Origin of the sequence: Pseudoxanthomonas sp. UTMC 1351 (assembly GCF_040948865.1) — a bacterium.
GTDB lineage: Bacteria > Pseudomonadota > Gammaproteobacteria > Xanthomonadales > Xanthomonadaceae > Pseudoxanthomonas_A.
Genome location: NZ_JAVGJT010000013.1, coordinates 32,525 through 55,767 on the forward strand (window position 1 = coordinate 32,525; position 23,243 = coordinate 55,767).

Here is a 23,243-nt window from a genome sequence, read left to right on the forward strand (position 1 = left end):
ATCACTATTGCCCCGCGATCATGTCGAAAACGGCGTCTTCACCGCATCCGCCAGGCAGTTCGCCCACCTTGCGACGGTCGCGCATCACCGCGATGCGGTCGGAGACACGCACCAGCTCCTCCATTTCCGCAGAGATGAACAACACCGCCATGCCTTCGCGGGCCAGCCGTAGGATCTCGCCCATGATTTCCTGCTTGGCGGCGATGTCGATGCCGCGGGTGGGTTCATCCAGGATCAACAACAAGGGTTGAGTGGCCAGCCAGCGCGCCAGTACCACCTTCTGCTGATTGCCACCGGACAACAGCCCGACCGGCGTTTCCATGCTGGCGGTCTTGATGCCCAACAGCTCCACCCAGCCACGGGCGATTTCGTCTTGTTTCGCGCGTGGCAACGAACGCCGCAAGCCCTGTCTCGCCTGTAGCGCCAGCACGATGTTTTCGCGCACCGACAACTCGGCAACAAGACCTTCGCTCTTGCGTTCTTCCGGGCACAGCGCCAGTCCGCGCGCTACTGCGTCCGCTGGTCCGCGCCAGTTTGCCTGCGTGCCGGTCACTTGCATGTCGCCCTGATCGGCACGGTCCAGCCCGAACAACAGCCGTGCCACTTCGGTGCGGCCGGAACCCAACAGCCCGCCGAGTCCCAACACTTCGCCGCTACGCACCTCGATATCGAGGGGCGCCACCTGCCCGCGCCGGCCAAGGCCCCGCGCTTCCAGCACGGTGGCTTGCGCGGGCGCGGCTTCGGACGTTTGCCGCGCTGTGGGCACCATGCTCACTTCGCGCCCGACCATCGCCGCCACCAAGGCTGCATGCGGCAGTTCCGACGGCAGGTATTCGCCGACACGACGGCCATTACGCAACACGGTGATGCGATCGGATACCGCGTAGACCTGATCCAGGAAATGGGTAACGAACAAGATGGCCATGCCGCGCTCGCGCAGACGGCGGATCACCGCGAACAGTTCGCGCACCTCATCCTCGTCCAGGCTTGAGGTCGGTTCATCAAGGATCAACACCCGCGCCGAAACGCTCAGCGCGCGCGCAATGGCGACCATCTGCTGCACGGCAACCGGATAATCCGACAGCTGCTTCGCCGGATCGATATGCAGGCCGAGGCCTTCCAGCACCTCGCGCGATTGACGCTGTACCTGCGTCCAGTCGATCAGTCCCGTCCATCGCTTGCGTGGATAGCGGCCGGCGAAGATGTTTTCCGCCACGGTCAGGTTGGGGCACAGGTTCACTTCCTGGTAGACCGTGCTGATGCCCAGGTGTTGCGCATGAATGGGACTGGCCGGCGAGATGCCATGGCCATCTAGTTCCATGCTTCCCGCATCGGGCGGCAACACGCCCGTCAGCACTTTGATCAGCGTGGATTTGCCAGCGCCGTTCTGACCCATCAGTGCATGCACTTCACCCGCACGCAAACAAAGGTCCACGTCCTCCAAGGCGTTGGTGCCGGCAAAACGCTTGCCGATGCCGCGCGCCTGGAGAACGTGGGAGGAGACCGCTGGAGAGGTATCCCCAAAAGAGGACAAGGTGCTCACGCCAGTTGCACCCGCATGTTCAGTAACGGCGCGTCGGGAAGACCTGCGCGGCCTGTTCCCGCGTGAATACGGATTCCTCCACGACGATTCGCTTTGGCAGCGGACGGCCCTCGCGCACGGCCTTGATCGCATCCACCAGTTGTGGTCCGAGCAACGGATTGCACTCGACGGTAACGTTGAGCTTGCCGGCCATCATGGCCTCGAATGCGCCGCGCACCGCATCAATGGAAATCACCAGGATGTCCTCGCCGGGTTTCAATCCCGCTTCTTCAATGGCCTGAATGGCGCCGATGGCCATGTCGTCGTTGTGCGCGAACAGCACGTCGATGTTGCTGCCTTCGGACTTCAGGAACGCCTCCATCACTTCCTTGCCTTTGGCGCGGGTGAAGTCGCCGCTTTGCGAGCGCACCACTTGGAAGCGCGGGTTCTTGGCGATGATTTCCTTGAACCCTTCCATGCGATCGATAGCCGGCGCCGACCCCACCGTGCCTTGCAACTCGACGATGCGTACCGGCTCGGTGCCATCTTTCAACGGTGATTGTTCCAGCAGCCAACGGCCGGCCTTGCGGCCTTCCTCGACGAAGTCCGAGCCGATCAACGTGACGTACAGCGAATCGTCCGTCACCTTGACGGCACGATCGGTCAGTATGACCGGAATATTCGCGGCCTTGGCTTCGCGCAGCACGGTCTCCCAACCGGACTCGACCACCGGTGAGAATGCGATGACGTCCACGCGTTGCGCGATGAACGAGCGCAACGCCTTGATCTGGTTTTCCTGTTTCTGTTGCGCGTCAGAGAAACGCAGTTGGATACCGGCGCCCTGCACCGCCGACTTGATCGACTCGGTATTGGCGGTACGCCATTCGCTTTCCGCGCCCACCTGGCTGAAACCCAGCACGATGGGGTCAGCGCCGCCCGCGGCTTTGTCTCCGCCAGAGCATGCTGTCAGAGAGCACGCCGCCAACGTCGCCATCAGGCACATCGCGGCTAGCGCGAGATATTGCTTCATTTCCCACCTCCTCTTATTTCACGCTGGCGGCAGTCATGGCGCCAGCGCGCCACGATCGCCGCCCACCCTCCCAGGCAGGCGTGCAGGTCAGTTATTCGGTCAGGCGCTGGTATAGGCAGTCTTGACCGTCGTGTAGAACTCCACTGCGTAACGGCCCTGCTCGCGCGGGCCGTAACTCGATGCTTTGCGGCCGCCGAACGGCACGTGCGGATCCACGCCCGCCGTCGGCAGATTGACCATCACCATGCCGGCCTGCGCATGGCGTTTGAAATGGGTGGCGTACTTCAGCGATGTGGTCGCGATGCCCGCGCATAGGCCGAACTCGGTATCGTTGGCCATCGCCAGCGCGTGCTCGTAGTCGTCAGCGCGGATCACCGCGGCTACCGGACCGAAGACTTCCTCGCGGGCGATACGGTGTTGCGGCTGCGCGGCGATCAGCGCCGGGCTGAGGTAATGGCCTTTCGTATCCAGCTCCAGCAGTTCTCCGCCGTGCAGCAGCTCCGCACCTTCCTGGCGTGCGATCTCCAGGTACGACAAATCGGTGTCCAGCTGGCTGCGGCTGGCGACCGGCCCGATGTCCACGCCCTGCGTCAACGCGTTGCCTATTTTCAGCGAGGCCAGGCGCTTGCGGGTACGTGCAACGAATTCTTCATAGATCGGCGCTTCCACGATCAAACGGCTGGACGCGGTGCAGCGTTGGCCAGTAGAGAAATACGCACCGTTGACGGCGATTTCGACCGCCTTGTCCAGGTCGGCGTCCGCCAATACCACCAGCGGGTTCTTGCCGCCCATTTCGAGCTGGATCTTCAGCCCGCGCTCTGCAGCTTGGCGCAGCAGGCGATTGCCGGTGGGCACCGAACCGGTAAAGCTGAGCGCCTGCAAAGCAGGATCTTCTATCAGCGCTTGGCCGACCACGCGGCCGCTGCCGATGACCAGATTGAACACACCCGCCGGCAGCCCGGCGCGGCTGAGTATCTCGGCCAACGCCCACGCGCAGCCGGGCACGATTTCGGCTGGCTTGAATACCACTGTGTTGCCGTAGGCCAGCGCCGGCGCGATCTTCCAAGCGGGGATCGCCAATGGAAAATTCCACGGTGCGATGATGCCGACCACGCCGACCGGCTCGCGGGTGATTTCAACATCCACGCCGGGACGCGTGGATGCGAGCTTTTCGCCGGGAATGCGTAGCGCTTCGCCCGCGAAGAACTTGAATATCTGACCGGCGCGGGCGGCTTCGCCGATGCTTTCCGGCAAGGTCTTTCCTTCTTCCAAAGCCAACAACCGGCCCAATTCTTCTTTGCGGGCAAGTATCTCGCTGCCGACAAAATCCAGCGCATCGGCGCGCTGCTGCGGTGAGGTCAGCGCCCATGCCGACTGCGCCGCGGCCGCGGCGGCGATAGCACCGCGTACCTGCGCCGCATCGACCGCACCATACTCGCCGACGGGTGTCCCCAAGTCGGAAGGGTTCTCGTCGGCCGCGATATCCGCGCCGGCGATCCATTGGCCGTCGATGTAGCTCTGGAAGCGATGATTCATTCGTTTGATTCCCTGCTCTTCGTAGTGAGTGTTATAGCGAACGCACGCCGCCCAGCGTGAAGGCGCTATCGACACGTTGCAATGGATTGACGAGCGGAGCCCCCAATGCTGGCAAATCTATCTCGAAATAGTCGCCGGGTTCGGCACGGATTCCGTCGGCGAAACTCAAAGTGGCGGTACCGAAGAAATGCAGATGCACATCGCCGGGACGGCGGTGAGCGGCGTACTTGAAATGGTGGTATTCCAGATTGCGCAGCGAGTGGCACATATTGGCCTCGCCGCTCAAGAATGCTTTTTCCCACACCACCGCGTCGCCGCGCCGGATACGGCTGACACCTTGCAGGTCGCGCGGCAGTTCACCGGTGCGCAGTTCCGGCCCCACCGCGCACGCGCGCAGTTTGGAATGCGCCAGATACAGATAGTTTTGGCGTTCGGTAACGTGGTCGGAAAATTCGTTACCTATCGCGAAGCCGAGGCGATGCGGCGTGCCGTCTGGCCCGATCAGGTACAAGCCGACCAGTTCCGGCTCTTCGCCGCCGTCCAGCGCAAAATCCGGCGATGGCAACGGCGCGCCCGGTGCGACCACGATGCTGCCGTCGCCCTTGTAGAACCATTCCGGCTGTGCGCCCGGCGCATCGCCCTTGGGAATGCCGCCTTCCACGCCCCACTGGAACATCTTCATCGAGTCGGTCAGCGCGCCTTTGTCGGCTTGCTGCTTGAAGTTCTGATGCATGGCATCGCGAGCCGCGGCGCTACCCAGATGGGTCAGGCCGGTGCCAGTGACCAGGCAGCGGGCCGGTTCGGGGTGGGTCAGCGGCGACAGCACCCTGCCCTTGGCAAGCAAAGCACGGTAGTCCAGGGTTTCTTCACTTTCCGCCCGCGCCGCCGTGGCGTCCAAGGTTTCGCCCGTTGCAATGGCGGCATTGGCCAGCTGATAGGTGCTGGAGAACCCGTTCAGCCGCCGCATCCGGTTACCCGCTTCATCGACGACGCCTACCCCGTGGGCCCCGGAATCATCTAGGAATTGGATCAGTCGCATGCGCTCCGCCCGGTGATGGTATGTAGTCGCGGCCAGCATGCAGCCGATCGCGAGGATCCCATTCTGCGACCAAAGACAGATATGCAACAAATATAAATTTAGGCACAATCAATATGGAAATTCGTATCCGTTAAGGTGTCTCATGCAGCAAGGCAAGCCCTGGTACGTCCGCGCCCGCCTCAAGACCCGGCAGCTGATGCTGCTGCTGGCCTTGGATGAGGAAGGCAATATCCACCGGGCCGCCGACGCTCTCAACATGTCGCAGCCCGCTGCTTCCAAGCTACTGAAAGACCTGGAAGAAATGATTGGCGTGTCGTTGTTCGAGCGGCTGCCGCGCGGCATGCAGCCTACCTGGTACGGCGAAATCATGATCCGCCATGCGCGCATCGCGCTGTCCAGCCTGGGCGAAGCCGGTGCCGAGATCGACGCGTTGAAGGCCGGCTACATCGGCAGCGTGGGTGTCGGCGCGATCACCGGCCCTGCGATGACGCTACTGCCGGCGGCGATGACCCGGGTCACCGAGGAATATCCGTTGTTGCGCGTGTCGCTGCAGGTGGAAAGCAGCGACGTGCTGCTTGAGCGCCTGGCGCAGAACAAGCTGGACATCCTGGTGGCGCGCCTGTTCGCGCGGCACGACAAGCGCAACCTGCACTACGAGGCGTTGGCGGAGGAACAGGTCTGCGCCATCGTCCGTTCCCGTCACCCGATCCTGCAGCTCAAGGATCCGTCTTTGGCTCAACTAGCCGCCGCCGGCTGGATCGTGCCGCCCGCCGGCAGTGTCCTGCGTCACCGCTTCGAACTGATGTTCCAGAATGCAGGGCTTGAACCACCGTTGCGGGTAATCGAAACCTCCGCGCTGGTTTTCCTGACCAAGATGCTGGAGCAGAGCGACTACATCGCCGTGGTACCCGTGGACGTGGCGCGCTATTACGCCGACCACGGCATTGCCGCCATCCTGCCGGTGGAACTGTCCTGCAAGATGGACTCCTTCGGCATCATCACTCGCACCGATTGGCTGCTCTCGCCAGGTGCGCAGATCATGCTGCAAGCGCTGAAGGAAGCCGCCGCGCCGGTTTATGGGGTGCGTTTCCCGGTGGAAGAACAGCCGGTGTAGTGATCGGTGCGATCTGTAGGAGCGCCGTCCCGGCGCGAGCTCTTCCTTTCAGATCGCGATAGAAGCCAAGAGCTCGCGCCGGGACGGCGCTCCTACAAAAGCGAAAATCAAGGACGCCTCAACTCCAGCCCGCATCCACCACGAATTCCTGCGCGGTGCAGGCGCGGGCGTCGTCGGAGGCCAGGAACAGCACCATTCGCGCGATGTCTTCAGGCATCACCTTGTCGGGCAGGCACTGATTGCGCCTGAGTTCGCGCTCGCCGGCTTCGTCCAGCCACAGGCGGATCTGGCGTTCGGTCATTACCCAGCCGGGCGTGACGATGTTGATGCGGATACGGTCGGCGCCCAGTTCGCGCGCCAGGCCACGGGTGAGGCCATCGACTGACGATTTGGCCGTCGCATACACCGGATAACCGGCGGTTTTGGTCTGCCAACCCGTTGAGCCCAGGTTGATGATGGAACCGCCGCCCAACTTGCGCATGCCGGGCACTACCGCCTGGATGGCGAAAAAAGCGGCACGCTGGTTGATCGCCACGCAGCGTTCCCAATACTCGGGCGTAACCGCGGCCAGCGCGTGGCGGTCATCGCTGCCGACGTTGTTGACCAACACATGGAAGTCGCCCAGTGCCGCAGCGGCTTCGATCAATGTTTGCTGCAACGCAACGACGTCCGTGACATCGCAACGCCGCCACCACGGACGCGCAAAACCTTCCATTGCCAACCGCTCCACCAGAGCCGCGCTATCGTCCTCGGCAATATCGATAAAAGCCACCGCAGCCCCCTGCCGTGCGAAGGCTTCCACCAAGGCCGCGCCAATGCCGGAACCCCCGCCGGTGACAAAGATCCGGCGTCCGTGCAGGCTGCGGTAGGTAGCGTCAGGAGAGGGGGAGGATGACTTTGATGCTTCGTTGCTCATGCAGTGAAATCCTGATGGGGTCGAGTCGTCATACCGATATACAAAAGAATATCGATGCGTTCTATTAATTTATTTTTGCAATATCAATATGCCCGGTACGATGGCCGGCGTAAAGCGGTACCCGGAGCCACCACCGCGAATGGATGCCGGGGAAATCCACCATACAAACGGGGTTTCGCATGGGTGCTCCAAAGAAACCGGCTCGGCGCAGTCAGGCCTGGTTTGGACATGAAGGCAAGAGCGGGTTTCTTTACCGCAGTTGGCTGAAGAATCAGGGCTACCCGCACGACATGTTCGACGGGCGGCCGGTTATCGGCATCTGCAATACCTGGTCGGAACTGACACCCTGCAACGGGCATTTCCGCGAGCTGGCCGAGTTCGTCAAACGCGGCGTCTATGAGGCCGGCGGTTTCCCTTTGGAATTTCCGGTGATGTCGCCCGGTGAAACGCAAATGCGTCCGACGGCGATGCTGTTCCGCAACCTGGCCAGCATGGAAGTGGAGGAATCCATCCGCGGCAATCCACTGGACGGTGTTGTGCTGTTGATGGGCTGCGACAAGACCACGCCCGCGCTGCTGATGGGCGCGGCCAGCTGCGATCTGCCGACGATTGGTCTATCCGGTGGCCCCATGCTGAGCGGTAAATGGCGCGGTGGCGATCTGGGTTCGGGCACCGGCGTGTGGAAGATGTCGGAGATGGTGCGCGCTGGCGAAATGAGTGCGGATGAATTCGTCGAAGCCGAATCCAACATGCACCGCTCCAAGGGCCACTGTATGACCATGGGCACGGCGTCCACCATGGCCAACATGGTCGAAGCCTTAGGCATGTCGCTGCCGGAAAACGCCGCCATCCCGGCCGTCGACAGCCGCCGCAGCCGATTGGCGCAGTTGACTGGGCGACGTATCGTGGAAATGGTCAACGAAGATTTGCGCATGTCGCGGATACTGACGCGCAAGGCATTCGCCAATGCGATACGCACCAATGCGGCGATTGGCGGTTCGACCAATGCGGTGATCCACCTGCTGGCCATCGCCGGCCGCATGGGCGTGGACCTGAAGCTCGACGACTGGGACGAGCTGGGCAGCAAGCTCCCCTGCCTGGTCAATCTGCAGCCGTCCGGCACCTACCTGATGGAAGATTATTACTACGCTGGCGGTCTGCCAGCGGTGCTGCGCGAGATCAGTGAGCATCTGGATCTGGACGCATTGACCGCCAACGGAAAAACCATCGGCGCAAACATCGCCAGCGCGCCATGCTGGAACCGCGACGTCATCAAGCCACTGGCCGAGCCGTTCAAACCCGAAGCGGGTATCGCGGTATTGCGCGGCAACCTGGCGCCCGACGGCGCGGTCATCAAGCCCTCCGCCGCCTCGCCGCACCTGCTGCAGCACCGCGGCCGTGCGGTGGTGTTCGACAGCATCGAGGATTTCAATGCGCGGATTGACGATGAGAATCTCGATATCGACGAAAACTGCGTGATGGTGCTGCAGAACTGTGGCCCACGTGGTTATCCCGGTATGGCCGAAGTCGGCAACATGCCGCTGCCCACCAAAGTGCTGAAGAAAGGCATCACCGACATGGTGCGCATTTCCGATGCGCGCATGAGCGGAACCGCCTACGGCACCGTGGTACTGCACACCTCGCCCGAGGCCGCTGCCGGCGGTCCGTTGGCGCTGGTCCGCGATGGCGACATCATCGAACTGGACGTGCCCAACCGCCGCATACATCTGGAAATCACCGACGAGGAAATGGCGGCACGGCGCGCCCAGTGGAAGGAGCCTTCCCGCCCTGCCCGCGGCTGGTACAAGCTGTACGTCGATCATGTGCAGCAGGCGCACCTGGGCGCTGATCTGGACATCCTGGTCGGCGGCAGCGGCGCAGGGGTGCCGCGCGATTCGCATTGAGGTAATGCGGATGCAGCCGGCTGAATCGTCGCGCGAATGATGCCGCGAACCAGAACCGTTCGTGTGGGAGCGACGTAAGTCGCGACGTTGATGTTTTCCGGTCACGACTTACGTCGCTCCCACAAGGGTCGGTTCACTGCTTGCTCGGCTGAACCCGTCCGCAGCCGATCCAGCAACAGCAGCGGAGCGAGCTCCGCTCTACGGGGTAGGCTTGCAGCGTCGGCATAGCATCCTTGTGGGAGCGACGTAAGTCGCGACGTTGATGTTTCCGGTCGCGGCTTACGTCGCTCCTACAGGCAAGCAGAATCGCTACTGTCTCTTCGCCTGAACCACCGCCAAAACCAACACGCCGATAACCGTCCCCAACGCCATCCAGGAAATCGCGTCGAAAACGCCATCACCGATCAGCGCGCTCACCAAACCAACAATGCTGGCTAGCGCGATGACCGCTGGAATCCCAAAGGTACGGCGAAGCTCCGCCCCACTCATCGCATTGCCCCAGCGGGAGCTTCAGACACCAGCCCGCTCTCGAGTTCTTTCAGCCGAGTTTCGGTAGAGCCCCGCTTTGCCCACAGATACAGACCACTGACCAATACGAACAGCGTGATCAGGTCCAGCAGCGCCCACAACAACTTCAACGGCAGTCCGCCGTAGTCGCCGAAATGCAGTGGCTGCGACAGCAGCAGGATGCTCATGTAGAGCGGCAGTTCCGGTTGCGCGGTCAGCTCACCGGTCTCGACATCGACCAGCACCGGCTTTGTAATTCGTTCGGTAATGGGTGTATTGCCGTGCATGAAGACGCCGTAGTGATGCTCGCCGCTGTAGCCGGTGCCGGGGAAACTGACGAACGCCGGTTTCATGTCGGGTTCGGCAGCACGCGCCTTGGCGATAGCGGCGTCAACCGACGAGAAGCGGGACGGCTTGGGTGCATTCCGGTAGCGATCACCTAGTTCGCCCAACTGCTGTGCCTGCCACGATTGCTCCAGCGGCTTGGCCAGGGTGTTGATAGCACCGGTCAAACCGACCACCAGCGCCCAGGCCACCGTGACGACACCCAGCAGATTGTGCAAATCCAGCCACGCCAAGCGCCGGCTTTTGCCGGTGCGCAGCGTGCCGAACGACAGCTTGCGCATGAACGGTGCGTACAACACCACGCCGGAAATAATGGCAATCACGAACAGCAACGTCATCGCACCCAGGAACAACGTTCCTGCCAGGCCGACGAATACATCGGTATGCAGGCGGTAGATGAAGTACATCACGCCTTCATTGAACGACGGTGCCGGCAGTATCTCGCCAGTGTATTCGTGCAGGATCACCGAATGCATTTCCGGCGGCGGCGTATCCGGCCGCGCACCGGTGGTCACATAGACCATCGGTCCGTGGTCGTCCCAGCCGAAGAACAACGGCACTTCACCCGGGTAACGGGCAAGTGCTTTTTCGATCAACTGGTCCGCATTGGCGCGCGGCATACCAGCAGGCACCGGTTCGGCTTCAGGCTCCGCACCGGTGGCATGCGCGATCTCTTCCCAGAAGATCAGCGGCAGGCCGGTCGCGAACAACAGCAACAGAAACAGCGTGCAGACCAGGCTGGTCCACTTGTGGACCAGGAACCAAGCTTTGAGCGTGCTGCGCTTCATGCGATCAGGCCATGCTTATCAAAAACGGTACGCGACCGTGCCCACCAGCGTGCGGCCCATGCCCGTGAAGCAATCGCCGAACGCGCGACAGGGTGCGAAGTACTGCTTGTCAAAGAGATTGTTGGCGTTGATCGATAGCGACCAGTCACCGACGTCGTAGGAAACCAGCGCGTCGGCCAGGGTGTAACTGGGAGTGCGGAGGACGCCTGCAACGCCGGTGGATTCTGTCGGGCCCACATAACGTCCACCCAAGCCAACGCGCAAGCTGCTGTCATCGTTCAACGCAAACGTCTTGGCCGCCCATACCGATGCCAAGTGCTGCGGAACGTCGCTCAGGCGCTGGCCCACTTCGTCGGCAAAGCTGCTGCGCGTTACCTCGGCGTCGTTGTAGCTGTAGTTGGCGTTGAGGGAAATTTCTCCTTCAAAGGCGAACGCACCCTCCAGCTCGAAGCCCTGCGAACGGATTTCGCCTGTCTGCACGGTGTTGAGGACGTTGTCCGGGTCGTTGATCTGCCGATTCTTCTCTTTGATGCGATAGACATTGGCAGTCACCAGAGCATCGCGGTTCGGCGCCCATTTCACGCCGGCCTCGTATTGGTTTCCGCGAATCGGCTTGAAGGCGTTGTCGTAGAAATCCAGCCCTGGAACCGGCAGGAACGATTCCGAATAGCTCACATAAGGTGACCAGCCCACGGCGACTTCACCAATCACGCCAACTTTGAACGTGGTGGCCTCTTCGGTCTGTGCCGCCGAGCCTTCCGTCGTGGAACGTGCTCGGTCGCGGCGGACGCCCAGCACCATGGAGATGCGATCCGCATAGCGAATCTGGTCCTGCACATACAAACCAACCTGGGTATTACGTTGATTGGGGTCGCGAGAATATTCAGGTGCCACGACACCGGCCGACACCGGATTGTAGATATCGATAGGTGTGACCATGCCAAAGGCGGAGTACGAGCTCTGTCGGAAATCGCTGTAATCCACGCCGGTCAACAAACGGTGATTGAAAGCACCGGTATCGAAGTTGTACTCGGCGCTGTTGTCAGTGGTGAAGACTCGGATGTCCGGCCTGATTGCGTAGGCGTTGCGGTTGACGACGCGGTCGGCATCATCGATAAACGGATCAGAAGGGTTGCTGTAAACGTCCGGAAAGAGTTCCTGGAACGTGGTGTGGGCATCCGTGTAGCGCGAATTGCTACGCAGGGCGACAGAGTCGTTGAACTGATGCTCGATCAGCAACGTACCGGCATTCAGGCGGGCATCCAGGCGGTCGTAGTTCTCGTCGCCCAAAAAGGTGGAAACGTCCAATCGTCGCGCGCCGCTAGCCTGCAAGGTTGAAACCACCGGCAGGAACTGTTGGCTGGAGCCGGTTTCGTCCTTCTGGAACAATCCAATGAAAGTGATCTGTGTGTGATCGGTTGGACGCCAGGTCAGCGATGGCGACAACACCAACCGATCATCCGGTAGTTTGTCGGTCTGCATTCCGCTATCGCGAGCGACGGCGACGATGCGACCGGCCAGCGTGTCGTTGTCGTTCAGTGCACCGGTGATATCCACTTGCACCTGCTTGCGGTCGAAACTGCCGTACTGCAGCGCCACTTCGCCCGCGGACGTGAACTGCGGGCGCTTGCTCACGGCATTGATGATGCCGCCGCTGCCACCTGCTCCGTACAGTACCGAAGACGGCCCACGCAGCACTTCCACTCGGTCCAGCGTGTAGACCTCCGGGCGGGAGATGGGGCTGTAGTTGAACACGGTCCGCATCCCGTCCAGATACTGCACAGGGTCCAGACCGCGGATACTGGAAACGTCCCCGCGCGTATCCAGACCAAAGGATTCAGCCGTGACACCGGCGGTATAGCGGAAGACTTCCTGGACGTTGAGAGCACCCCGCTCCCGGATTTGCTCGGCTGACACCACGCTGATCGCCTGAGGGGTCTCGACCAACGCGGTATCGGTCTTGGTCGCGGTGACGGCGCGTTCGCCCACTACCGTTATCTTGTCGAGCATCGTCGCATCCTGGGCCAAAGCGGCGGGAATCGCCCAGCTAGCCGGCAGCATCAAGGAAACCGCCAACAGCCGGCGACGAGGAGCGCGATCGATCATGTTTATGTAACCCCATTTACATTTGGACGCGCATTATCGATTTCCAGCAACGCTAATGCAACTCGTTCTCAATGAAGGGGCGAGTTCACCTGGTGAACCTAAAGCCGGCTTGTAGAGCCGAGACCTATGTCCGACGGTCAATCGTGATTGGTGGCCGTGTCGGGATAACAACCTTGTGGGAGCGACGTAAGTCGCGACCGGAAACATCAACGTCGCGATTTACGTCGTTCCCACAAGGAATTTTTCGCGCCTTCGTAGAGCGGAGCTTGCTCCGCTGCTCTTAACGGATGGCTTCAGAGCTCGTACGCGAAAGCAGCGGAGCAAGCTCCGCTCTACGAGAAGTACGCTAAAGCGGTTATTCGCTATCGCAGGCCGCTATCTGCCAGTATCCCGCCTTTCCACTTCCCCTTCCGGCACATAGATCATCCGTCCATCATCCAGACGATACGTGATGCCGGCTCGTACCCCGCCGCCCTCGCCCATTTCCCCGGTGGATTCGTAGCGGGTCAGCTCTTCGCCGTTCTTGACGATCATGCGCATGTTCGCTTCGCCGGGATTTTCCACCACCACCACGTTCTCCTGCGAGAACGGGTTTAGCGGGTTGCGCACGATGACGATCATCAAGATGCCAATGACCACATCACTCAACCCGCCTGGGTCGAAACCGCGCCCGTACCTCGGACCCGATAGTGGATTTCGTTGACGCGGCGGAGACAGGTGCTTTGGTCTCGGCTGATCCTATCCGCGCCCGATCCAGCCACAGCAGCGGAGCAAGCTCCGCTCTACGAGGGCCCAGCGCGCAAACGGCTAGACATGGCCGATTTCGTAAAGGAAGTTCAGCCCTCTGATGCTCGCCACGGCCGCTGATCCAAACCACTGTGCAGCCACCGATAAAGCGCCGGCAACACCAACAGCGTCAGCAATGTCGACGACACGATGCCGCCGATCACGACAGTCGCCAGCGGCCGTTGGACTTCGGACCCAGCGCCGACATTGAATGCCATCGGCAGGAAACCCAGCGAGGCCACCAACGCGGTCGTCAGCACCGGCCGCAGTCGCCCCAGTGCGCCTTGGGTGATGGCGTCTTCGAGTGATGCGCCCTGCCCTTGCAACTTACGGATGAAGGCGATCATCACCAGTCCGTTCAATACCGCCACGCCAGACAGCGCTATGAATCCGACCCCGGCCGAGATCGACAACGGAATCCCCCGTAAAGCCAGCGCCGCCACGCCACCCGTCAGCGCCAAAGGCACGCCGCTGAACACGATGGCCGCGTCCTTGGCCGAACCGAACGCGGCAAACAACAGGCCGAAGATGATGGCCAGCGTCACTGGCACCACGATGGACAGGCGTTGGCTTGCCGAGATCAGCTGCTCGAATGTACCGCCGTAATCCACCCAATATCCGGCAGGCACTTCGACTTCCGTGGCGATCTTTTCCTGCAGTTCTTCGACGAAGCCGCCCAGGTCTCTTCCTCGCACATTGGCGGTGACGACCACGCGCCGCTTGCCGTTTTCACGATTGACCTGGTTTGGTCCCAACACCGTTTCCAGCTTCGCCACTTCGCGCAGCGGCACAGTACGCGGGAGACTCCCCGCTCCACTGCCTACCAAGCTGGATTCGTCGATATTGTTGCCGGCGCCCAATGGAATCGGCAGATCCGCCAACGCGGCCGGATCGCGCCGTAGCCGCTCGGGCAGTCGCACGACGATATCGAAACGCCGGTCGCCTTCGAAGAGCTGCCCGGATACTTCACCGCCTACCGCGGTAGCCACGGTTTCCTGCACCACGCTGGGATTCAATCCGTAGCGCACCAGCGCCTGGCGATCGGGAATGACGGTCAGCACCGGCAAACCGGTCGCTTGCTCCAACTTGACGTCGGCGGCGCCGGAAACCGTTTTTGCGACGGCTTCGATGCGCTCGCCCACTTCCACCAATGTGTCCAGATCGTCTCCGTAGAGCTTGATCGCCACGTCGGCGCGAACGCCGGAGATCAGTTCGTTCATTCGCATTTGGATGGGTTGGGTGAACTCATAATTGTTTCCCGGCAGCTCCTTCACCGCGGTCTCGATTTCAGCGATCAGCTTGGCTCTCGGCTTGCGCGGGTCCGGCCACTGCGCGCGCGGTTTCATGATCAGGAAGGTGTCGGCCACGGACGGCGGCATCGGATCGGTCGCCACCTCGGCGGTGCCGATCTTGCCGAACACCTGGTCGACTTCCGGAAAGCGCTGGATTCGTGCTTCCAGCGTCGCTTGCATCTTCACCGCTTGATCCAGGCCGGTGCCGGGAATCCGCAGCGCGTGCAGCGCGATATCGCCCTCGTCCAGCGTCGGAATGAACTCCATACCCAAACGCGTCGCAAGCAATCCGCAAAGCACCACCAGCACCGTCGCACCACCCATGACCCATGCCCGTCGCTTCAATGCCCACACCAGCAACGGTGCATAGCGACGTTTTGCCCAGCGCATCGCGCGGTTCTCTTTTTCATCGACCCTGCCGCCGAGGAACAAAGCCACGGCTGCAGGCACGAAGGTCAACGACAGCAACATGGCCCCGGTCAACGCCAGCACCACGGTGATCGCCATCGGATGAAACATCTTTCCCTCGATACCGCTGAGGGCAAAGATCGGCAGATAGACCGCGGTGATGATGCCAAGGCCGAACAGGCTGGGCCGGATCACTTCCGCCGTGGCCGAGGCGGTCGTATCGAGGCGCTCTTCCTCGGTCATCGGCCTGCCCAACCGCTGTTGCATTTCACCGAAGCGGCGTAGGCAGTTCTCGATGATGATCACCGCGCCATCTACTATCAGCCCAAAATCCAGCGCACCCAGGCTCATCAAGTTGCCGGACACGCCGCCACGCACCATGCCGAACACGGTGAACAGCATTGCCAGCGGAATGACGGCCGCGGTGATCAGCGCGGCGCGGAAATTGCCCAGCAGCAGGAACAGCACCGCGATCACCAGCAAGGCGCCTTCGATCAGATTCTTGGAGACGGTCTGGATGGTGCGGTCGACCAGCGTGGTGCGGTCGTAGACCGGCTTGGCGCTGACACCCGCCGGCAAACTGGCGTTGGCCGCTTCCAGTTTGGCCGCCGCGGCCTGCGCGACTTCGCGGCTGTTGGCGCCCACCAGCATGAATACAGTACCCAGCACGACTTCGCGACCGTTCTGCGTGGCAGCGCCATTGCGCAACTCTGGTCCCTCCGCCAATCCGGCAACATCGCGCACGCGGATCGGCACGCCGTCGCGTCGATCCAGCACGATATCGCCGATCGCATCTAGGTCAGCCACTTGCCCCGGCACTCGCACCAGAAACTGCTGTCCGTTGCGTTCGATGTATCCGGCACCGACATTCTGGTTGTTGGCCGCCACCGCCGTGACCACGTCGTGCAGCGTGAAACCCAATGCCACCAACTTGGCTGGTTCGGGCGTGATATGAATCTGCCGCGCGAAGCCGCCAATGGTGTTGACCTCGGTAACGCCAGGCGTGTTGCGCAACTGTGGACGCACCACCCAATCCTGCAGTGTGCGCAGGTCGGTGGCGTTCCATGGCGAGCCGTCTTTTTTACGCGCGTCGGGCTTGGCCTCAACGGTGTACATCAGGATTTCGCCCAGGCCGGTCGCAATGGGTCCCATCTCCGGCTCCAGTCCGGCCGGCAATTGCGATTTGACCTGCTGCAAACGTTCGGCCACCTGCTGCCGCGCGAAGTACAGATCGGTGCCATCCTTGAACGCCACCGTGACCTGCGATAAGCCGTAGCGGGAAATCGAGCGGCTGTAGTCCAGTCCGGGCAAACCCGACATAGCCGTTTCGATAGGGAAGGTGACGCGCTGTTCGGATTCCAGCGGCGAATAGCCCGTCGTCTCGGTGTTGATCTGGACCTGGACATTGGTGATGTCGGGCGTCGCATCGATAGGCAGTTGGGTGAAGCTCCACCCACCCACGAATGTCAGCGCCAAGGTGAGCGCCATCATCAGCCATCGATGAGCGATGGCGAACCGGATGATGCGTTCCAGCACGCCCGGAGTATCGGGGAGCGTTCTCTCAGTGGTCATGAGAAGCTCCTGATTTTTCGATGTCGGCTTTCACCAGATAACTCTGCTCAGTGACTACTTGGTCACCGGGTTTGATGCCGGACTGGATTTCCACCCGCTCGCCATCGCGCTTGCCCAGTTCCACCGGACGCACTTCATAGGTGTCGCCGATACGGATGAAGACCACATCCCAGTCGCGAAATGTCTGCAACGCCGTCAGCGGCACGGCCAATGCGACCGGCTGTTGTTCAACGGTGATGCGTGCCTTGACGGCTGAACCCGGGCGCCACAGTCCATCGGCATTGGCAAGGGTCGCGCGTGCCACCGTGCTCTGGCTGGCGGTCGCAGTGCCGGGCAACACTCGCTCCAACACCGTTTCGGCGGTAACGCCATCGCTCATGCGAGTGACCTCGACCGGCACACCAGGCACGATGTGCTGGGCGTCGGCGCCGAAGATATGCAGATCGACCCAGAGCGAAGACAGATCGGCGATTTCGAACAAGGCCATGCCCTCGCTTGCCACCGCGCCGACTGAAGCGCTGCGCGCCAGCACCACGCCGGAGATGGGCGCGGTCACGGTGTAAGTGGTCAGGCTGAGATTGCTTTCGATGGTGGCCAAGGGCTGCCCGGCACGCACCCGATCGCCCACGTTCGCGCGCAAACTGCGGATGGGGCCGGGAAACCGCGCCATCACGTGCGCGGCGCGGCCTTCGATGGGCGTCAGCAAGCCTTGCACTTCATGCTCGTCCGCGATCACGCCTGCGCCCACGGGCGCGACGCGAATTCCGGAATCCCGCGCTATGGCCGCATCGATCCGGGTACGCCCTTCGTAGCTGGGATAACGCCAACGCAGCGATTGCGTGCCGATCTTTGCCAGCACTTCCACGTCGAAGGAGTGCGGTTCGCCCACGACGGTGGCTGCCATCAGGCTGCCATCGCGGCTTGGGGTCAGGACGTGATTCTCCGCCACATTGCCCAAGCGGGTCAGTCGCACCTCGACGCTACCCGCAGTAGCAGGCAGCGGCTTGCCGCGCTGGTACAGCCACGCTTGGTATTTCGGCGGTGTGCCCTCTTCGGCGATAGCGAGTTCTACGGTGTAACCGTCCTGCTCCAGCAAACGGCCACCATGTGCGCCCCGCTTCGCTTCCTCGGCATCATGTGCATGGGCGTCCGTGCCCGCTTCGGTTTCTTCATGGCCATGCTCATCGTCGGATTGGCTGCACGCCGCCAGCAGGAAAGCCAATGCCAACGTGCCAAACAGATGTTGTGGCTTCACGGGGAAACTCCTATGGAGACAGATGCGGCGGGCTCGGCGACGAACGCCTGACCGGTGAGCCGCTGGATTTCGATCAGGGCACGCTGGGCTTCCAGCGCGGCTTCGAGACGTTGCTTGAGCGCAGCGGTGCGCTCGCTCTGCAATTGCGCCCATTCCAGATAACTGATGGCGCCCGCACGGTAGGCGCGTTCCGCCGCGGCTTCGGCCTTGGCGAGTTTGGGCAGCACATCCGAATGCAGTCGCGCGGCTTCCGATTGCGCGACGCGATATTGGCCATGCGCTTCTGCCAACGTCGAATACAACGCCAAACCTTGCGCTTCCCGTTCGATTTCGACGATCGCCAGTTCGGCTTCCGCCATGCGGATCTCCGGTGCCGCGCGAGCAGCGCCACCCAACGGCACCGAAACGCTGCCGACCAGGCCGAAGTCGCTGCTGGCTTGCAGACGTCGCACGCCTACCTGCCATTGCAGATCCGGTGCTGCCTGGCTGCGTGCCAATTGCAAGCGGGCCTCGCCTATCCGGCGCTCGTCAGCGAAGCGGGCCAACTCGGGCGTCTGGGCCAGCGCTTCGCTCAAAGCGGTGAAGTCGGCGATGGCGGGCAAGGCCAACGGATCGCCTGCGACCACACCGAACCCGGGATCACGCTCGCCCCATAGTGCCGCCAAGTGCTGACGCGCCGCCGTTGCACGCTGACTCGCCCGCTCGCGATCCAATTCCGCGCGCGCCAATGCGGCCTGCGCGGTCAGCACCACCGATTCCGGCGATGCACCAGCGGCCAGACGGCGCTGAGCCGCCGCGACGGTGCGCTGGCGCTGAGCGATATCGTGTTCCGCGATTCGACGCTGATGTTGGCTGGCGCTGACGGCCAGATAGCGCCTCGCCACTTCCGCCAGCAAATCGAGGCGCTTGGTTTCCCGCTGCATCGCCAATGCATCGATGCGGGTTTGGACCAGCGTGCGCCGTGCGTCCAGCTTGCCGCCACGCTCCAGTACTGAGGCCAATGTCAGGCTGATTTCAGCGCCGCCGAAACCGCTGGCTTCGCCGCTGCCCAAGGCGTTTTCGACCTCTAGGCCAACCAGTTGCGGCGGCCGCAGTGCCGCGCGTTCGGACTCAGCGGCCAGCAAGCCGCGCTGGCTTTCGATCAAACGCAGATCGGGGTGGGATTGGGCGACGCGCGCGAATGCGTCGTCCAGGGTCATTACTTCGAGCGACTGCGCCGACGCTTGCACGCACGGTACAGCCGCGAAGACGGCAATTGCCGCCAAACGCAACCACATGGGGATTCTCCAGATAAACCGGTCAATGACGAGTAGCCGGCATGGCGCCGGCTCTAAACGTCAGACGGCTATCGGGGGACGAAAATGGTCGGAAGACGCTTGTGGAAGCCGCTGCTCGACCTGCGCCGGCAGCGAGCCGCTACGCGCCGGAACGATGTCCGGAACGTGGGCGCCGTTGTAGATCGCGGTCAAATGGCCGCAGCAATGACTGGCATGCATCAACGCATGCAGGAAATCATCGGTCTCATCGCCTTCATCTCCGTGCAGACCATGCCCGGAGAGCAAATGCTCGGCGAAATCAGGACCCGTGAGATCGGAGCCATGTTCGTCGGCATCGTGCGAATGGCTCGATCCCGGGCCGACATCATGCAAATCGCTTACCGCTACCAGGATCGGATTCACCAACGCGGCCAGCATCAGCAACGCCATCGTGGATTGGCGAAGCAGAAGGACCAAGGTGCGGGCGGCATGACGCGGCATGGGCAACGATGCTACGGGAACCGCTGTGGGTTAGGCAATCACACGGCTCGCCGGGTGCCGTGCGGTCAATGCCTGACTTCCAAGGTTTGTTTCCATTCCCGTGGCGACATTCCGAAGGTTGCCTTGAAGGATCGGGACAGCGCTGATTCGCTGCCGTAGCCGACCTCGCTGGCGATGATCTTGAGCGAGCGTCCTTGCCTGAGCGCCTGCTGCACGAGCGAAGCTCGCCATCGCTGCAAATACACGCCGGGCGTGCAGCCCACGGCTTCCCGAAATGCATTCGCGAAAACGCTACGCGACATGCCCGCGCGCGACGCCAGCGCTTCCAAGCTCCAGTCTTCCGCAGGCTTTTCGTGCATGGCGACCATGGCCAGCCGCAACTTGGGATGCGCCAAGCCCGCCAGCATCCCGACCTGTGTCTGTCCACCATTCATTAGATGACGCAGGATCTGGATTAGCACCACTTCGAACAACCGATCCAACAACGCCCTGCGTCCGCACCGCTGCTCGAATGCCTCTTCGAATATCAAGGCCAGCACATCCTCCGATCCTTTGAGCTGCTCCAGCGGCAAGCACACAAACGCAGGCAGTGTGGCCGCGATCGGATTCGTGCTCCCGCCTTCGAACCGCAGATTGGCGCAGGTCAGTTCGGCGCCTTCTGTTGGATCCGTTACAAAGCGATGCGCCAGTGGCCGCGGGTAAAGCAGCAAGCTGGGCGTGGTGATGCGTAGGTCCTCGGCACCGTGGTGACTCACCACCACGGCACCGCGCTTGACCAGATGTAGTTGGCCGGTATCGCCTTCTGGCGCCAGGTCATTGATCCCGCACAGCATCCCCGAATGGAACATCTGGGCCCTTACTGAGAAGCGCTCAAACAAGGCTTCGAGCCGGTCGGCCATATTGATACTCCCGGTCATGTTTCTCGGATTATATGCCGCATCTCGTACCGCAGATGCTTCAAAGTACGTCCTACCAACAGGCACTTCCCACCCACCCCGATCCGCAACATCCCCAAGGAGCACACCATGAACCTTCTATCCCGCACCCTGGCCACCGCCGTACTGGCAACAGCCGTTTCCGCCTCCGCCGAGGCCGCACAGCCCGCGCAAGGCAACGTCGCAACCGGCAGCTACATCACCACCAAAGACGGCGTGCAGCTTTACTACAAGGACTGGGGCCCGAAGAACGGCCCGGTCGTCACCTTCAGCCATGGCTGGCCGCTGAACTCGGACAGCTGGGAATCGCAGATGATCTTCCTGGCCGCACAGGGTTATCGCGTCGTGGCGCATGACCGCCGCGGCCATGGCCGTTCCAGCCAGCCGTGGGAAGGCAACGACATGGATCACTACGCCGATGACCTCGCCGCGGTGATCGAAACCCTCGACCTCAAGGACGTGACCCTGGTCGGCTTCTCGACCGGCGGCGGCGAAGTGGCACGGTATATCGGCCGCCATGGCACCGCTCGCGTCAAGAAAGCCGCACTGGTCAGCGCCGTGCCACCGCTGATGCTCAAGACGGACAGCAATCCTGGCGGCCTGCCGCTCGAAGTGTTCGACGGCCTGCGCAAGGCTTCGCTGGACAACCGTTCGCAGCTGTACCTGGATATCGCGTCGGGTCCGTTCTTTGGCTTCAACCGTCCTGGCGCAAAGCCTTCGCAAGGATTGATCCAGTCGTTCTGGGTGCAGGGCATGCAGGCCGGTCACAAGAACACTTATGACTCGATCGCCGCGTTCTCGGCCACCGACTTCCGCGAAGACCTGAAGAAGTTCGATGTGCCGACGCTGGTAGTCCATGGCGACGACGACCAGATCGTGCCGCTGGATGCATCCGGCAAGGCTTCGGCCAAGCTGATCAAGGGTGCCGAGTTGATCGTCTATGAAGGTGCCCCGCATGGCTTGGCCGATACGCACAAGGATCGGCTCAATCAGGATCTGTTGAACTTCCTCCGGAAGTAAGTATCTGCCGGAAGCAACGTTGCGAAGTCAGAGAGCCCCGCATGCGGGGCTCTCTGCTGTTCGTAGGAACAACGTGACTCTGTAGCAGCGCCGTCTCGGCGCGAGCTCTTCGCTTCTAGCGCGATCTGACGGAAAGAGCTCGCGGCGGGACGCCGCTCCGCGCCCCGGTAGCCACTCAGCTCGCGTGATCAAGAACGCGCCGCAGCGCGTCCGAGTGGAGAACAGGCAGGCTTCAATCGCTATTCGGGCACCTACAGGTCGAATGACTCGGTAGGAGCGCCGTCTCGGCGCGAGCTTTTGCTTCTATCGCGATCTGACAGAAAGAGCTCGCGGCGGGACGCCGCTCCTACATGGGGAAGGCCGCCCCTACAAAAGCGAACGACGACGACCTGTAGGAGCGCCGTCTCGGCGCGAGCTTTTGCTTTTGCTTCCATCGCGACCTGACGGAAAGAGCTCGCGGCGGGACGCCGCTCCTACGGGAAAAGGCAGCTCTTACAGTGGGTGGCTCCTTTGGATTCTCAAAGTTCTTCCAACTCTCGGACCTCATTCATCGTGAGCTCTTCCTGCGGCGGATCACCTGCTTGAAGAAGATGGATACGCGTGCCATTTTCACCCGCACCCAGCCCGTCTTTCAGCACCTGCTGCGGGTCGTAGTGCCCACCGTTCTGGCGGCGATAAGGAATCACTTCGTCGGTGAAGAGACCTTCAAGTCTGTTGCGATAGCGCTGGGCGATCTCCGGCCAATCGTCCGACGTCAGTCGATCGGCCTGGTAGAGAACAAAGGGCGGAAGCACCGAAATACCAGGGTAGTACAGCGTGCCGTGCTGGATTGGCCACAACAGGTCGTCCAGCGGACCGTTGACGCCGCGCGGCCAGTAATGCGGTTCGCGCCCGCCGATCGTCACCGACAGCATCGCCCGCCGACCCAACAGATTGCCCTCGCCATAGCGGTCGCCCCAACGCTCGCCGCCGTGCACGCCTACGCCATAGGCAAAGCCATAGGCGAACACGCGCTCGACCCATCCTTTCAGGATGGCGGGTGCCGAGAACCACCACATCGGGAACTGGAAAATGATGGCATCGGCCCAGATGAGCTTTTCCTGCTCAGCCTCGATATCCGGACTCTGTGTTTTCGTTGCGTAACCGTGCTTCGACTCGTTCGCATAGCGGACCCGGTTGGCATCGACCGGGGCCAGGAAGTCGTCGGCATCGGCAACCGCCTTCCATTGCATCGCGTACAGGTCCGAGACCCGCACCTCATGGCCGAGACCGATCAGCGTCTCGACCGCCAGGTCTTTGATAGAACCATTGAGCGAGCGTGGCTCTGGATGGGCATAGACGATAAGAACATTCATGGCGAGATCTCTGCTGGATGCACACAGAATCAGGCTAGCCCGGGTATATTGGAAAT

At 61.8% G+C, this 23,243-nt stretch carries 17 protein-coding genes; 3 read left to right on the forward strand and 14 right to left on the reverse strand.

The window, feature by feature from the left end:
• Positions 1–4 precede the first annotated feature (4 nt).
• The 4 genes from AB6O04_RS10045 to araD1 all read right to left on the reverse strand — a co-directional run bounded on the left by AB6O04_RS10045 (position 5) and on the right by araD1 (position 5,127).
• On the reverse strand, positions 5–1,543 hold the full coding sequence (locus AB6O04_RS10045; protein WP_368563733.1) for a sugar ABC transporter ATP-binding protein: 1,539 nt from the start codon (positions 1,541–1,543) through the stop codon (positions 5–7).
• 19 nt (positions 1,544–1,562) lie between these two features.
• Positions 1,563–2,552, reverse strand: a complete 990-nt coding sequence (locus AB6O04_RS10050; RefSeq protein WP_368563734.1) for an ABC transporter substrate-binding protein — start codon at positions 2,550–2,552, stop codon at positions 1,563–1,565.
• A 99-nt stretch (positions 2,553–2,651) separates the two neighbouring features.
• The gene (locus tag AB6O04_RS10055; protein ID WP_368563735.1) at positions 2,652–4,088 is read right to left on the reverse strand and encodes an aldehyde dehydrogenase family protein; all 1,437 of its coding nucleotides are present in this window, start codon (positions 4,086–4,088) and stop codon (positions 2,652–2,654) included.
• Between the two features lie 31 nt (positions 4,089–4,119).
• Positions 4,120–5,127, reverse strand: a complete 1,008-nt coding sequence (gene araD1 / locus AB6O04_RS10060) for an AraD1 family protein (protein ID WP_368563736.1) — start codon at positions 5,125–5,127, stop codon at positions 4,120–4,122.
• A gap of 142 nt (positions 5,128–5,269) precedes the next feature.
• Between araD1 and AB6O04_RS10065 the strand changes: the two genes are divergently transcribed.
• Positions 5,270–6,241 carry a LysR family transcriptional regulator gene (locus AB6O04_RS10065; RefSeq protein WP_368563737.1) on the forward strand — a complete coding sequence of 324 codons (972 nt, stop codon included), beginning with the start codon at positions 5,270–5,272 and terminating at the stop codon, positions 6,239–6,241.
• A 118-nt stretch (positions 6,242–6,359) separates the two neighbouring features.
• On the opposite strand, the gene AB6O04_RS10070 is transcribed toward AB6O04_RS10065, so the two are convergent.
• Complete coding sequence (locus AB6O04_RS10070) at positions 6,360–7,157, reverse strand: SDR family NAD(P)-dependent oxidoreductase (protein WP_368563738.1); 798 nt, start codon at positions 7,155–7,157, stop codon at positions 6,360–6,362.
• A 179-nt stretch (positions 7,158–7,336) separates the two neighbouring features.
• On the opposite strand from AB6O04_RS10070, the gene AB6O04_RS10075 reads away from it, so the two are divergent.
• Complete coding sequence (locus AB6O04_RS10075; RefSeq protein ID WP_368563739.1) at positions 7,337–9,061, forward strand: IlvD/Edd family dehydratase; 1,725 nt, start codon at positions 7,337–7,339, stop codon at positions 9,059–9,061.
• A gap of 485 nt (positions 9,062–9,546) precedes the next feature.
• Here the strand turns inward: AB6O04_RS10075 and AB6O04_RS10080 are convergent, their stop codons facing one another.
• The 8 genes from AB6O04_RS10080 to AB6O04_RS10115 form a co-directional block, all read right to left on the reverse strand.
• Positions 9,547–10,701: a PepSY-associated TM helix domain-containing protein gene (locus AB6O04_RS10080; protein WP_368563740.1), complete on the reverse strand. Its 1,155-nt coding sequence runs from the start codon at positions 10,699–10,701 to the stop codon at positions 9,547–9,549.
• Between the two features lie 18 nt (positions 10,702–10,719).
• On the reverse strand, positions 10,720–12,807 hold the full coding sequence (locus tag AB6O04_RS10085; protein WP_368563741.1) for a TonB-dependent siderophore receptor: 2,088 nt from the start codon (positions 12,805–12,807) through the stop codon (positions 10,720–10,722).
• A 375-nt stretch (positions 12,808–13,182) separates the two neighbouring features.
• Complete coding sequence (locus AB6O04_RS10090) at positions 13,183–13,446, reverse strand: DUF2149 domain-containing protein (protein WP_368563742.1); 264 nt, start codon at positions 13,444–13,446, stop codon at positions 13,183–13,185.
• 197 nt (positions 13,447–13,643) lie between these two features.
• A complete protein-coding gene (locus AB6O04_RS10095) occupies positions 13,644–16,829 on the reverse strand; it encodes an efflux RND transporter permease subunit (protein ID WP_368563952.1) in 3,186 nt (1,061 codons plus the stop codon).
• 25 nt (positions 16,830–16,854) lie between these two features.
• Positions 16,855–18,087, reverse strand: coding sequence for an efflux RND transporter periplasmic adaptor subunit (locus tag AB6O04_RS10100; RefSeq protein ID WP_368563954.1), 1,233 nt, complete (start codon positions 18,085–18,087; stop codon positions 16,855–16,857).
• Between the two features lie 29 nt (positions 18,088–18,116).
• Positions 18,117–19,397 carry a TolC family protein gene (locus tag AB6O04_RS10105; protein WP_368563743.1) on the reverse strand — a complete coding sequence of 427 codons (1,281 nt, stop codon included), beginning with the start codon at positions 19,395–19,397 and terminating at the stop codon, positions 18,117–18,119.
• Between the two features lie 60 nt (positions 19,398–19,457).
• Entirely contained in the window at positions 19,458–19,877 is a 420-nt protein-coding gene (locus AB6O04_RS10110) for a hypothetical protein (RefSeq protein WP_368563744.1), read from the reverse strand.
• Positions 19,878–19,942: 65 nt separating this feature from the next.
• Positions 19,943–20,776, reverse strand: coding sequence for a cupin domain-containing protein (locus AB6O04_RS10115; RefSeq protein ID WP_368563746.1), 834 nt, complete (start codon positions 20,774–20,776; stop codon positions 19,943–19,945).
• Positions 20,777–20,902: 126 nt separating this feature from the next.
• On the opposite strand from AB6O04_RS10115, the gene AB6O04_RS10120 reads away from it, so the two are divergent.
• Positions 20,903–21,832, forward strand: a complete 930-nt coding sequence (locus AB6O04_RS10120) for an alpha/beta fold hydrolase (RefSeq protein WP_368563747.1) — start codon at positions 20,903–20,905, stop codon at positions 21,830–21,832.
• 518 nt (positions 21,833–22,350) lie between these two features.
• On the opposite strand, the gene AB6O04_RS10125 is transcribed toward AB6O04_RS10120, so the two are convergent.
• Entirely contained in the window at positions 22,351–23,187 is an 837-nt protein-coding gene (locus AB6O04_RS10125) for an NAD(P)H-dependent oxidoreductase (RefSeq protein ID WP_368563748.1), read from the reverse strand.
• Positions 23,188–23,243 lie beyond the last annotated feature (56 nt).